Here is an 11,517-nt window from a genome sequence, read left to right as displayed (position 1 = left end):
ACGCGGGCGTGGAGGCCGAGCGCTGCTCGACGCTCCTCACCGACTTCTTCCGGGGTGCGGGCGGCGTCGGAGCCTCCTGAGGGCGCAGGCGGCCCCGGAGATCTCCATGCGTCGACAGGATCGCTGATCGGATGCGGCTGCTCCCAGCACTTCCGGAGCCCGTTGTCGGCGGGTGATGGCAGGATCGCAGGATGCAACCCGGCGTGATCCTCGACATCATCCTCGTCGTCGTCCTGATCGGCTTCCTGATCCGCGGGTGGCGTGCGGGGCTCCTCGGGAGCCTCGGCGGGCTCGTCGGGCTGGCGGCCGGTGGGGTCGGCGCGTTCTTCGCGATCCCGCTCGTCGCCTCGTGGGTGCCGGACGCGGCCTGGCGTGGCTGGGCGGCCGTGGCGGCGGCGGTGGTCGTCCTCGCCGTCGGCTACACGATCGGTGCGTTCATCGGCGGGGCCATCGGCTCCGTCGTCCGCAAGACCCCGCTGCGCGGTCTGGAACGGCTGCTCGGCGCCGCCCTCAACCTCGTCGTCACCGCGCTCGTCCTCGTGACCGCGGCACTCGGTGTCGGCTCCCTCGGCATCCCGCTGCTCGCCCAGGCGGTCGGGTCGTCCGCGGTGATCGGCACGATCGACCGCGTCACGCCCGTGCAGGTGAAGAGCACGCTCGCGCAGCTCCGCTCCACGGTGGTCGACGGTGGGGCCCAACGCGTCATCGAGGCGTTCGGCGGAACCGCGGACGTCCCCGCCGCCCCGCAGCTCGACACCTCGACGCCGGCGCTTCAGACGGCCTCCGCGTCCGTGGTGCGCATCAGCGGCACCGCCGAGTCCTGCTCGCGGAGCCTCACCGGAAGCGGCTTCGTCTTCGCCGACGACCTGGTCATGACGAACGCGCACGTCCTCGCCGGCGTGACGAACCCGGTCGTCGAGGTCCCGGGGTCCATGCCTCGGGAAGGGCGGATCGTCTACTTCGACCCGGTCGACGACCTCGCCGTCATCCGCGTCGACGACCTCGGCGCCCGATCGCTGCCGCTCGCACCGAATCCGGCGCCCGGATCGAACGCCGTCGTCGCCGGGTATCCGTTCGGAGGCCCGTACACGGCCGGTGGCGCGCAGGTCATCGTGGTGGGGCCGAGCCTCGTCGCCGACATCAGCGGGAACAACCCGACGAGCCGTCAGGTCGTGACGCTGTCCGGGACGGTGCAGCCGGGCAACTCCGGTGGACCGCTCCTCACCGAGTCCGGTGACGTGGCCGGCGTGATCTTCGCCCGCGACGCGAACTCCGCGCCGGTCGGGTACGCGCTCGCGATGGACGAGGTCCTGCCCGTCGTCGCGCTCGCCGGGTCGCTCCAGTCCGCGGTCCCGTCGGGCGCCTGCCTCGCCGACTGACGCGGCCGGGCACGTGCCGACGAGCATGCAGGTGCCTAGAATCGCAGGGTGAGTGAAACGATCAGCCTGCCCAGCATCGCCATCCTCGGAGCCGGTTCGATGGGAGGGGCCGTCCTCCGCGGTCTCGTCCAGCCGGGTGTCGAGGTCGACGGTGGCATCACGGTGACGAACCGGACCATCGCCAAGGCGGAGGCTCTGGCCGAGCTGCCGGGCGTGACCTCGATCGCCCTCGAGCAGGACGCCGACGGCAACCGGCGGGCGGCGGCCGCGGCGAAGATCGTCCTGATCGGCGTGAAGCCCTACATGGTGGCCGACCTCCTCGCCGAGATCGCCGACACGTTGCAGCCGGGCACGATCGTCGTGAGCCTTGCGGCCGGTATCCGCGGTGCGGCCTTCGAGGCCGCCCTGCCGGAGTCGGTCTCGGTGTTGCGTTCCATGCCGAACACCCCGTCCTACGTGGGGCTCGGCGTCACCGGGCTCGCGCCGGGCACCCGGTCGAGCGAGGACGACCTCGCCGTCGTCACCGCGCTCTTCGAGACCGTCGGCCAGGTGGTCGTCATCCCCGAATCGAAGATCGACGCCCTCAGCGCCATCTCCGGTTCCGGTCCGGCGTACGTCTACTACCTCATCGAGGAACTCACCCGGACGGCGATCGGCCTCGGGTTCACCCCGGAGCAGGCGTCCGTGATGGTCGACGGCACCTTCCGTGGTGCGACGGAACTCCTCGCGACGACGGGGGAGAGCGCCGAGCAGCTGCGGATCAATGTCACGAGCCCCAAGGGGACGACGGAACGGGCGCTCGCCGTGCTCGCCGAGGCGGGTTTCAGCGAGACGTTCGACCGTGCAGCGGCAGCCGCCGTCGCACGCGCCGAGGAGCTGTCGGCGTCCTGATCCGGCGGCGACCCGATCAGTCGAAGGACCGCACGAAGCAGTCAAGGCCGGGTCTGCCGTCCCAGGACGCGACCGCGACGAAGCCGGACCGCCGGTAGAGCGCGATCGCGGCGGAGCGCCAGTGCCACACGGAGAGACGGACGGCGTCGTCGCCCCGCTGCCGGGAGACGGTCGTCGCAACCTCGAGCAGGGTTGCGGCCACGCCCCGGCGACGGGCGCGCGGGTCGACCCAGAGTCGCTTGAGCTCCGGCGACGGGCCCTCCGTCAGGACGACGCAGCCGAGCACCCGGTCGCCCTCGACGGCCAGGAGGACCTCGTCGGAGGCGAAGGTCGTGCCCGGGTCGGTGATCTCGGCCCGGTAGCGGTCGGGGAGGGTGGTCGTCGGAGCGGGCTCGTCCGGACGCGGCTCTCGGCCGAGGACTTTCTCGTGCTCGGTCCGACGGTGGTACTCCTCGAGCAGCTCGGCGAAGCGATCTCGCCGATGGGCCGGAGCATCGGCCCGGCGTTCCACGACGATCATTCGCCGCCCGTCTCGTCGAGCCCGAGGACGAGCAGCAGCCGGTCGAGCGCGGCGAGCTGGGCAGCGGCGTCGTAGTGGTCGTCGTCGGCTGTGCTCAGGGTGCTGGCGCCCTCGATGAATCCGACGACGGCGGTGGCCGTCGCGGTGACCTCGGCCTCGGTGAGCTCGGGGCGGATCTCGGCCACGAGCCGGCGGGTGCGCGCGACGAACACACCGTGACCCGCACGGTGCCGTTCGGCCAGCACCTCGTCGTCGAGCGCCGCCGCGAGGTAGCCGAGCCAGACCCGGGCCTCCTGGCGCGTCTCGTCCGTGAGGGACAGGGCCTGCCGGAGGACGGCGCGCAGGGCGTCACGCGGGGTCTCCGCTGCGGCTTCGAGCGCCTCGGTCCGCGCGGCCGTCCGCTCGTGGAGCAGATCGCGAGCGTGCAGCAGCAGCGCGCGCTTGTCGGGGAAGCGATGCAGGACGAGGCCGGTCGTGCACCCGGCCCGCTCCGCGACCGCGCGGAGGGTCAACCCGTGCGGCCCGCGTTCGCCCAGCACCTCCCAGACCGCGCGCGAGATCCGCGCCTGGGCCGCTGGGTCCTTGGTTCTTGCCATGTCGTGATCACCTCGGAACCGATGTTACCGTAATGCTTGTTACGGAATGACTGGAGAACGCGAATGACGATCAGGATCAGCCGGGTGGCCTGGGATGACGAGGCGGGCATCGCGCTGCGGGCCGCCCAGCGCCGCGAACTCGACGCCCGCTACGGGAGTGACGATCACGAACCCGGCACACCGCCGACCGCAGCCGACATCACGGTCTTCCTGCTCGCCAGCGACGTCGACGACACCCCGCTGGGCTGCGGCGGCCTGCGGATGCTCGGTGAGGACCGGGCGGAGATCAAACGCATGTTCGTCGTGCAGCAGGCCAGGGGGACCGGCGTCGCTACGGCGCTCCTGCGGGCTCTGGAGGACGAAGCGCGGTCGCTGGGTCTCGGTGAGCTCCTCCTCGAGACCGGCACGGAACAGCCGGACGCGATGCGGTTCTACGAGCGCGAGGGATACCACCCGATCGAGGCGTTCGGGTCGTACGTCGACGAGCCGCAGTCACGCTGTTACGCGCGCAGCCTCACCTGAGGAGGCTTCAGCCCTCGAGCGAGGCGAAGCGCTCGATGTCGGCCGACGTGCCGGAGACGATGATGAGGTCGTGGTTCGACACGACGGTGTCGGCGGTCGCGTAGGTGAAGGGCTTCCCCGGTGACTTCACCCCGACGACGGTGATCCGGTACTTCGTCCGGACACCCGACTCCGTCAGGTTCAGCCCGCGGATGGGCTTCGGCGGGTACATCTTGACGAGCGCGAAGTCGTCGTCGAACTGGATGAAGTCGAGCATGCGGCCCGACACGAGGTGGGCGACGCGTTCGCCGGCCTCGCGCTCGGGGTAGATGACGTGGCTCGCCCCCACCCGGGCGAGGATCTTGCCGTGCGACTGCGAGACGGCCTTGGCCCAGATCTGCGGGATCTTGAGGTCGACGAGGTTGGCGGTGATGAGCACGCTCGCCTCGATCGAGGAGCCGACCGCGACGACCGCGACCGAGAAGTCCTGCGCGCCGATCTGCCGGAGCGCCTCGATGTTCTTCGCGTCGGCCTGCACGGTGTGCGTGACCCGGTCGGACCACTTCTGCACGAGGTCGGAGTTGTCGTCGATCGCGAGCACCTCGCGGTCGAGCCGGTCGAGTTCGCCGGCGCAGGCCGCACCGAACCGACCGAGTCCGATGACGAGGACCGGGGCGTCGTGCTTGATGCGGTCAACCAACGATGGGCCTCTCTTCGGGACGTTTGAACAGCTGGCCGCTCTGACTCGCGGCCACGGCTGCAGCGAGTGTCACTGTACCAACGCGGCCCAGGAACATGGTGACGGCGAGGACGTACACCCCGGCGTCGGGCAGGTCCGCGACGAGGCCGGTGCTCAGCCCGACGGTCGCGAAGGCGGAGATGACGTCGAACAGCACGTGGTCGAGCGGAGCCTTGGTGATCTGCAGGATGACGATCGTGGACAGGGCCACGATCGTCGCGCCCCAGAGGACGACGCTCACGGCGACGCGGAGCACGTCCTGCGGGATGCGCCGGCGGAAGACCTCCACGCCCTCGCGGCCGCGGGCCTCGGCGAACGCCGCCAGGAACAGGACGGCGAGCGTCGTGACCTTGATCCCGCCGGCGGTCGAGGCAGAGCCGCCGCCGATGAACATGAGCATGTCGGCGACGAGCAGGGTCGAGCCGTTGAGGTCGCCGATGTCCACGGTGGAGAAGCCGCCCGACCGGGTCATGGCCGACAGGAAGAACCCCTGGAAGATCGTGTCCCAGAGGTTCCACTTGTTCCAGGTCTCGGGGTTGTTGAACTCGAGCAGGATGAAGGCGAGCGCTCCGGCGAAGAACAGGATGATGGTCGTGACGAGCGTGAGCTTGACGTGCAGCGACCAGCGGCTCGGCCGACGGAAGTTGCGGCTCAGCGCGTAGATGACCGGGAAGCCGATGCTGCCGAGGAAGACCCCGAGCATGAGGATGCTGAGGAACCAGTAGTCGTTCTCGAACGCCGCGAGGCCCTCGGCGTTCGGCGTGAAACCGGTGTTCGTGAAGGCCATGGCCGCGTAGTAGACGCTGTTCCAGGCGGCGTCCCACGGGTTGATGCCGTCGAGCAGCATGCGCGGGAAGAGCAGGACCGCCAGTGCCGCCTCGATCACGAGCGCGCTGACGGCGACGGTGACGAGCAGGTTGCCGATCTCCCCGAGGCGGACGGCCTGACCCTCGGCGACGGGGCCGTGGTGCGACCGCAGGGGGTTCGTGTCGCTCGCCGCCATGAGCTTCTGGCGGAGCCCGAGTCGTCGGGCGATCACGAACCCGAGGATCGAGGCCAGGGTCAGGACGCCGAGCGCGCCGATCTGGACGCCGATGAACACGAGCACGTGACCGAAGAGGGACCAGTGCGTGGCCATGTCGACGGTCGAGAGCCCGGTGACGCAGATGACGGAGACGGCGGTGAAGAGCGCGTCGGCGATCGGGGTCACCTGGCGGTCGGCGCTCGCGATGGGGAGTGAGAACAGCATCGTGAAGACGAAGATCAGGAAGCTGAACACGAGGATGGCGAACCGGGAGGTCGACTTCGCCGCGAAGTCGCTGACGGCCTCCCGGACCCTCGCGAGGCCGTGGCGCACGATGATCTCGGGACGACGACCCATGGCATTGCCGCTCATCTGACCCCTCAACACCTCAGGACTGCGCCGGAGGCAATGGTACTCCGTGCGCTCCATCACTATCGTTGGACCATGGCCGACATTTTCGACGTGATCGCTGACACCACCAGGCGGGACATCCTCGCGCTGCTGCTCGAACGGCACGGTGGCACCGGGACGAGCGTCTCCGAGATCGTCGCCCAGCTCGGCCTCAGTCAACCGACGGTGTCGAAGCACCTCAAGGTCCTGCGCGAAGCAGAGCTCGTGGAGGTGCGCGAGGAGGGCCAGCACCGCTACTACAGCCTGGACTCGGCGCCGCTCGAGGACGTGGAGGACTGGCTCATCCCGTTCCTCAGCGTCGACTACCAGGACGACGGTGTCGATTTCGCGGCGTTGTCGCTGCCGGACCAGGCCAAGGCGGTCGCCGGATCGGTCGGCAAGGTCGCGGCGGACGTGACCCACGCGGTGCAGTCGGTCACGAAGAAGCTCCGCCCCTAGCCCGGCCTCGCATACCGTTCACACAGGGGATGTACAGGGCGGGCGTCGGACCTCTAGAGTTGCCATGCGGCGTTCCGGTCCTCGGGGCGCCGTTCAAGCAGGTTTCCAGAGGCGTAGGAGGGGTTCGATGACGCAGGACACTGCCGACGTCCGCTTCCTCACCGTGGCCGAAGTCGCCGAGATGATGCGGGTGTCCAAGATGACCGTGTATCGCCTGGTGCATTCGGGGGAACTCCCGGCCATCCGGTTCGGGAAGTCGTTCCGAGTGCCGGAGACCGCCGTCGCCGCCGTCCGGCAGCGCCCGGTCGCCGACGCCGGCTGAGGCGTTCCCCGCTCCTAGCAGCCTGCAGGCGTACGGCGTGTGAACGACGCGCGCTGCAATCGGCTAGACTGGCAACAAGACTTGTTCTCTTCGGTCGCGATCCCTGCGGCCAAGCCCCCCAATTCTGTGAGGTAAATCCGTGGGTTCTGTTATCAAGAAGCGCCGCAAGCGTATGGCGAAGAAGAAGCACCGCAAGCTGCTTCGCAAGACCCGTCACCAGCGCCGCAACAAGAAGTAGCCGGCTGCTCCGTTCGGAGCGCCTGACGACTCTTCGTCCACCGGAAGCGCCTGCCCAATGGGGTACGGCGCTTTCTGGCGTTGTCGAGGTGATCGTCTCGTCGCCGGTCGTGGCGTGGGATTCCCGCGGGTCGAGCGGCGTCGAGGTTCCTCCACAGGCGAGGCCGGAGGGGACTGATCCACAGCGCGTCGCGGCACGCGATCCGTCGGCCCGAGATCGTCGGCGGTCCTTCGTACGGTGTTCGCATGACCCGCGATCTTCCTCCAACCGCCCGCCGCAACCGACGCGAGCTCGCGTACCGGGTGCCGTTCGTCGTCGAACGAGACGACGCGCCTCGCTATCGACTCCGGAACGTCGGTGACGAAGCCGTGCACTGGGTCGTGCTGCGCCTGAACGGGCCCGGACTCCTCGCCCCACTGGAACCGTGTCGCCTGACGCCTGGCAGCGCTCTGGAGTTCGAGGTGTTGGGCACCGAGTTGGCCCGCGCGACCAGTGTGCAGGTGTCCTGGTTCCGTCCCGGCGGTCACCAGTACCTCTGGCGGGTCACCTTCTGACGGACGCCATCCGGTGGAGGGGAGTGGTCTCCGATGCGCGGATCAGCGTTCCTGGTCGCGGCGAGCGGCCAGCAGGTCGCGGGCCGTCAGCTTGTGCGCCCGGCCCGGGTACATGTCCGCGTTGAGGCCCGTGATGAACGGGGCCGGGTCGAGGTCGAGCGCGGTACTCAGTCGGACGAGCGTCTCCACGCTCGGGTGCACCTGCCCTCGCTCGATCTTGCCGATGTTCGTCCAGTGCATCCCCGCCAACACGCCCAGGTCCTCGAGGGTCAGCTGTCGCTCGTTGCGGGCGGCCCGCAACCGCTCGCCGAGGATGGTCGCGGCTTCCGAATGTGTAGGCATCACTCAATGACAACGGACCTCGACCGGCGCATGCCAGAGCGTCTGTGTCGGGTGGATCCGCAACCTATGGTTCTGGATCCTGGGTTCAACGGCATCATCATTCCGGCATCGTCCCAGATGTCGTCGAGAAACACCACACGTGTCGGATCTCTGGACGTGCTGCGGCCTCGAGCACCCCGTACAGTTGAGGAGGTGTCCACTCTGCACGTCACGCTCATCGGCAAGCCCGGCTGTCACCTCTGCGACGACGCGCGAGCCGTGATCGACGAGGTGGTCGCAGGCCTCCCGTCCGGCGGCCCCACGATCGAACGCGAGGAGCTCTCGATCCTCGACGATCCGGCGCTCCACGACCGCCACTGGGAGGAGATCCCCGTCGTCCTCATCGACGGCAGGGTCCACAACTACTGGCGCATCGACCCCGACCGCCTGCGGTCCGCGCTGCTCGCCGACTGATCCGCACGACCATCCATCCACATCGACCCTTGGGGGCCCAGTGACCATCCGCCACATCGTCAGCTGGAAGCTGGCAGCAACGGACGAGGCCGAGCGCGACGCGGCGTTCGCCACGATGCAGTCCGAACTCGAGGCACTCGCCGGGTTCATGCCGGACGACATCGAGCGCCTCCAGGTCGGACGCAACATCGCCTACCCGGAGAGCAACTGGGACGTCGTGCTGGTCGGCGACTACCCGAGCCTCGAAGCCTTGGAGCGCTACCAGGTCCACCCGGAGCATGTCCGCGTGGTGCAGATCGTCCGCCAGCTCGTGGTCGAGCGCTCCGCGGTCGACTTCCAGCTCGACTGAGCCGGCACCCGCAGGGCTCAGGCCATGACGCCGACGGCCACGGTGCCGTCGAGCTCGTCGTCGCGGACGATCGACGCCGAGAGGCCCGCCGCCCGCATGAGCGTTGCGGTCTCGGGAGCCTGACGTTCGCTCGTCTCGATCAGGATGGCGCCGGTCGGCGCGAGCCAGTCCGGGGCCTGCGCGATGATCCGACGCTGCACGTCGAGCCCGTCGGCACCGCCGTCGATCGCGATCACGGCCTCGTGCTCCCGAGCCTCCGGGGGCATCGTCACCATCGACGCCGTCGGGACGTAGGGGGCGTTCGCGAGCAGAAGGTCGACGCGCCCCGCGAGCACCCCGGGCAGCCCGTCGAACAGGTCTCCGCGCAGGGCGTGCCCACCGAGCGGCTCGAGGTTGCGCTGTGCGCAGTCCACCGCGGCGAGGTCGATGTCCGACGCCCAGACGTCGATGGGGCCGGGCGCCTCGGTGAGGAGCGCACTCCCGACGGCCGCGGCACCGCAGCAGAGCTCGACGACCACCGAACCCTTCCGGAGGCGCGGGAGGGCGACGTCGACCAGGAGCTCGGTGCGTCGCCTCGGCACGAAGACCCCGTCCTCGACGACAACCCGGCGGCCCCGGAACGCGACCCAGCCGAGGACATGCTCGAGCGGCCGGCCGGCGACCCGTGCCGCGACCATCCGTTCGAGTCGATCCGGATCATCCGATTCGGCGAGGAGGAGAGCCGCCTCGTCCTCGGCGAAGACGCACCCCGCCGCACGAAGGCGCAGGACCACGGATTCGGCGGTCGCGTTCATCTGGCCTACACCCCTCGCCCACCTGCGACGGACGCCGCACGGTCGGTGCGAGTCACGCTACCGTCGCGTCCGGGCTCGCACCAGAGCGGTGGTCAGAGCTGTTCTGCTGCGGCGAGCACGCCGGGCAGCCAGGCGAGCGCGACGTCCTTCTTGCGCTCGAACCCGCCGTCGTCGTGCAGACCGAACTCACCGAACCGGGTCGCGCCGTGCTCGGTGAGCAGGGCGTCGAGCAGCGAGCTGCCCTGGTTGTACGTGTCCTCGTAGCTGCTGTCGCCCAGCCCGAAGATGGCGTACCGGAGCCCGTCGAGTTCCACGTCGGACTCCTCGAGCGCCTCGTAGAAGATCTGGCCGGTCTCACCGAGGAGGCCGTCGCCGTACGTCGACGTGATGAAGATGTGGATCTCGTCGGTCGACAGCTCCGCAGGGTCGACGTCGCCGAGGTCGACGACGCGCCACTGGTGCTGAGAGCCGATGGCCTTGCCGAGGTCGCCGGCGAGGCGTTCGGCGTTGCCGGATTCGGTCCCGTACAGGATGACGATCTGCATGGCGTCCTTCTTGCGGGGTTACGGGGCGAGGCGGGTCGGGCCGCGGAACAGGTAGGTGACCTCGCGGATGGAGGTCTCGTGCAGCATGAGCATGAGCACGCGGGCGAGGCCCATGCCGAAGCCGCCGTGCGCCGGGACGCCGTAGCGGAAGAAGTCGAGGTAGAACTCGAGCTCCTCGGGCTCCAGGCCCTTCTCCTTGGCCTGCTCGACGAGGACGTCGACGCGATGCTCGCGCTGCGCGCCCGTGGAGATCTCGACGCCGTTGTAGATGAGGTCGTAGCTGTTCGTGAGCGAGCCGTCCTCGGCGTTGCGCATGTGGTAGAACGGCCGGATGCTCGACGCGTAGTCGGTCAGGAAGACGAAGTCGTGACCGAACGTCTCCTTGACGTAGGCCGCGATCTGACGCTCGCCCTCGGGGTCCATGTCGTCGTCGGCGCGGGGGATCTCGTAGCCGCGCTCGGCGACGATGCGCTTGGCCTCGGCCAGCGGGATGCGCGGGAACGGACGCGACGGGACCTCGAGCTCGATGCCGAAGAGCTCGGAGATCTGCTCGCCGTGCTTGTCCTTGACCGCCGTGAAGCCGGCGACGAGGAGCTCCTCGTGCAGCTGCATGACGTCCTCGTGGGACTCGATCCAGCTGATCTCGGCGTCGACACTCGTGAACTCGGTCGCGTGTCGGCTGGTGAACGACGGGTCGGCGCGGAATGCGGGTCCGACCTCGAACACCTTGCCGAAGCCGGCGGACTGCGCCATCTGCTTGAAGAACTGCGGGGACTGCGCGAGGTACGCCTTGCCCTCGAAGTAGTCGACCTCGAAGAGCTCGGCGCGCGACTCGCTCGCGCTCGCCATGAGCTTCGGGGTGTGGATCTCGATGAAGTCGTTGTCGATCCAGTACTGACGCAGTGCGTGCTCGAACGTCGTCTGGATGCGGAAGATCAGGGCCTGCTTCGGCTGGCGCAGGTCGAGGAAGCGCCAGTCGAGCCGCTTGTCGAGCGAGGAGTCCGCAGCGATCGGCGTCTCGGGGTTGGCGGCGGTGACGACCTCGAGCGTGGCGACCTTGACCTCGATGCCGCCGAGCTTGACGCGCTCGTCGTGCTTGAGCTCGCCGGTGACGGTGATGAAGGAGCCGTGCGCGAGGGCGGAGATCGCCTCGGTGGTGGCGAGGCGGTCGGCGGAGCCCTCGACCTCCGGGTCGACCTCGCGGACGGCCGGGTTCACCAGCTGGACGGCGCCGCTCTCGTCGCGGAGGACGACGAACTGCACCTTCTTCTGGTCGCGGACGGTCTCGACCCATCCGGAGACGGTGACGGGACCGTCGGACAGGGCGGCCAGGTTCTTCACAACGACGCGTTCACTCACCCCGACAGCTTAGCCGTCGCTCGTGGCTCGGACCTGGACGGAGGTCACGGTGAATCCGCAGC

General features: G+C 69.2%; 17 protein-coding genes. 9 read left to right on the top strand and 8 right to left on the bottom strand.

What is annotated here, in order from left to right:
- The first annotated feature begins 191 nt into the window (after positions 1 to 191).
- Together RWN05_RS16125 and proC are read left to right on the top strand one after the other, a co-directional pair.
- A complete protein-coding gene (locus RWN05_RS16125; RefSeq protein ID WP_314140294.1) occupies positions 192 to 1,379 on the top strand; it encodes a MarP family serine protease in 1,188 nt (395 codons plus the stop codon).
- Positions 1,380 to 1,427: 48 nt separating this feature from the next.
- Complete coding sequence (gene proC / locus RWN05_RS16120; protein WP_314140292.1) at positions 1,428 to 2,270, top strand: pyrroline-5-carboxylate reductase; 843 nt, start codon at positions 1,428 to 1,430, stop codon at positions 2,268 to 2,270.
- A gap of 16 nt (positions 2,271 to 2,286) precedes the next feature.
- Here the strand turns inward: proC and RWN05_RS16115 are convergent, their stop codons facing one another.
- Positions 2,287 to 2,790: a GNAT family N-acetyltransferase gene (locus RWN05_RS16115; RefSeq protein ID WP_314140291.1), complete on the bottom strand. Its 504-nt coding sequence runs from the start codon at positions 2,788 to 2,790 to the stop codon at positions 2,287 to 2,289.
- On the bottom strand, positions 2,787 to 3,386 hold the full coding sequence (locus tag RWN05_RS16110; RefSeq protein ID WP_314140290.1) for a TetR/AcrR family transcriptional regulator: 600 nt from the start codon (positions 3,384 to 3,386) through the stop codon (positions 2,787 to 2,789). The genes RWN05_RS16115 and RWN05_RS16110 overlap by 4 nt, the downstream gene beginning before the upstream one ends.
- Positions 3,387 to 3,449: 63 nt before the next feature.
- Between RWN05_RS16110 and RWN05_RS16105 the strand changes: the two genes are divergently transcribed.
- Positions 3,450 to 3,908 carry a GNAT family N-acetyltransferase gene (locus RWN05_RS16105; RefSeq protein WP_314140289.1) on the top strand — a complete coding sequence of 153 codons (459 nt, stop codon included), beginning with the start codon at positions 3,450 to 3,452 and terminating at the stop codon, positions 3,906 to 3,908.
- Between the two features lie 7 nt (positions 3,909 to 3,915).
- On the opposite strand, the gene RWN05_RS16100 is transcribed toward RWN05_RS16105, so the two are convergent.
- Together RWN05_RS16100 and RWN05_RS16095 are read right to left on the bottom strand one after the other, a co-directional pair.
- Positions 3,916 to 4,587 (bottom strand): TrkA family potassium uptake protein, encoded by a 672-nt coding sequence (locus tag RWN05_RS16100; protein WP_056013885.1) that lies wholly within the window; start codon positions 4,585 to 4,587, stop codon positions 3,916 to 3,918.
- The gene (locus RWN05_RS16095) at positions 4,580 to 6,022 is read right to left on the bottom strand and encodes a TrkH family potassium uptake protein (RefSeq protein WP_064294614.1); all 1,443 of its coding nucleotides are present in this window, start codon (positions 6,020 to 6,022) and stop codon (positions 4,580 to 4,582) included. The genes RWN05_RS16100 and RWN05_RS16095 overlap by 8 nt, the downstream gene beginning before the upstream one ends.
- A gap of 72 nt (positions 6,023 to 6,094) precedes the next feature.
- Between RWN05_RS16095 and RWN05_RS16090 the strand changes: the two genes are divergently transcribed.
- The 4 genes from RWN05_RS16090 to RWN05_RS16075 all read left to right on the top strand — a co-directional run bounded on the left by RWN05_RS16090 (position 6,095) and on the right by RWN05_RS16075 (position 7,613).
- Positions 6,095 to 6,499, top strand: a complete 405-nt coding sequence (locus tag RWN05_RS16090) for a helix-turn-helix transcriptional regulator (RefSeq protein ID WP_064294613.1) — start codon at positions 6,095 to 6,097, stop codon at positions 6,497 to 6,499.
- A gap of 127 nt (positions 6,500 to 6,626) precedes the next feature.
- On the top strand, positions 6,627 to 6,821 hold the full coding sequence (locus tag RWN05_RS16085) for a helix-turn-helix domain-containing protein (protein ID WP_314140287.1): 195 nt from the start codon (positions 6,627 to 6,629) through the stop codon (positions 6,819 to 6,821).
- Between the two features lie 139 nt (positions 6,822 to 6,960).
- A complete protein-coding gene (locus RWN05_RS16080; RefSeq protein ID WP_003792170.1) occupies positions 6,961 to 7,059 on the top strand; it encodes a 30S ribosomal protein bS22 in 99 nt (32 codons plus the stop codon).
- A 245-nt stretch (positions 7,060 to 7,304) separates the two neighbouring features.
- The gene (locus tag RWN05_RS16075) at positions 7,305 to 7,613 is read left to right on the top strand and encodes a hypothetical protein (protein WP_064294611.1); all 309 of its coding nucleotides are present in this window, start codon (positions 7,305 to 7,307) and stop codon (positions 7,611 to 7,613) included.
- Between the two features lie 42 nt (positions 7,614 to 7,655).
- Here the strand turns inward: RWN05_RS16075 and RWN05_RS16070 are convergent, their stop codons facing one another.
- Complete coding sequence (locus tag RWN05_RS16070; RefSeq protein WP_064294610.1) at positions 7,656 to 7,955, bottom strand: helix-turn-helix domain-containing protein; 300 nt, start codon at positions 7,953 to 7,955, stop codon at positions 7,656 to 7,658.
- A gap of 192 nt (positions 7,956 to 8,147) precedes the next feature.
- On the opposite strand from RWN05_RS16070, the gene RWN05_RS16065 reads away from it, so the two are divergent.
- Positions 8,148 to 8,408, top strand: coding sequence for a glutaredoxin family protein (locus RWN05_RS16065; protein WP_274500344.1), 261 nt, complete (start codon positions 8,148 to 8,150; stop codon positions 8,406 to 8,408).
- 40 nt (positions 8,409 to 8,448) lie between these two features.
- On the top strand, positions 8,449 to 8,757 hold the full coding sequence (locus RWN05_RS16060) for a Dabb family protein (RefSeq protein ID WP_064294608.1): 309 nt from the start codon (positions 8,449 to 8,451) through the stop codon (positions 8,755 to 8,757).
- Positions 8,758 to 8,774: 17 nt separating this feature from the next.
- Here the strand turns inward: RWN05_RS16060 and RWN05_RS16055 are convergent, their stop codons facing one another.
- The 3 genes from RWN05_RS16055 to aspS form a co-directional block, all read right to left on the bottom strand.
- Positions 8,775 to 9,551, bottom strand: coding sequence for a putative protein N(5)-glutamine methyltransferase (locus RWN05_RS16055; protein ID WP_314140285.1), 777 nt, complete (start codon positions 9,549 to 9,551; stop codon positions 8,775 to 8,777).
- A 92-nt stretch (positions 9,552 to 9,643) separates the two neighbouring features.
- A complete protein-coding gene (locus RWN05_RS16050) occupies positions 9,644 to 10,096 on the bottom strand; it encodes a flavodoxin domain-containing protein (protein WP_079003292.1) in 453 nt (150 codons plus the stop codon).
- A gap of 18 nt (positions 10,097 to 10,114) precedes the next feature.
- Positions 10,115 to 11,455, bottom strand: coding sequence for an aspartate--tRNA(Asn) ligase (aspS, locus tag RWN05_RS16045; protein WP_064294605.1), 1,341 nt, complete (start codon positions 11,453 to 11,455; stop codon positions 10,115 to 10,117).
- Positions 11,456 to 11,517 lie beyond the last annotated feature (62 nt).

The organism is uncultured Plantibacter sp. (genome assembly GCF_963518075.1).
Classification (GTDB): domain Bacteria; phylum Actinomycetota; class Actinomycetes; order Actinomycetales; family Microbacteriaceae; genus Plantibacter; species Plantibacter flavus_A.
Note: the sequence above shows the minus strand (reverse complement) of the source record. Positions and strands in the feature narration are given on the sequence as shown.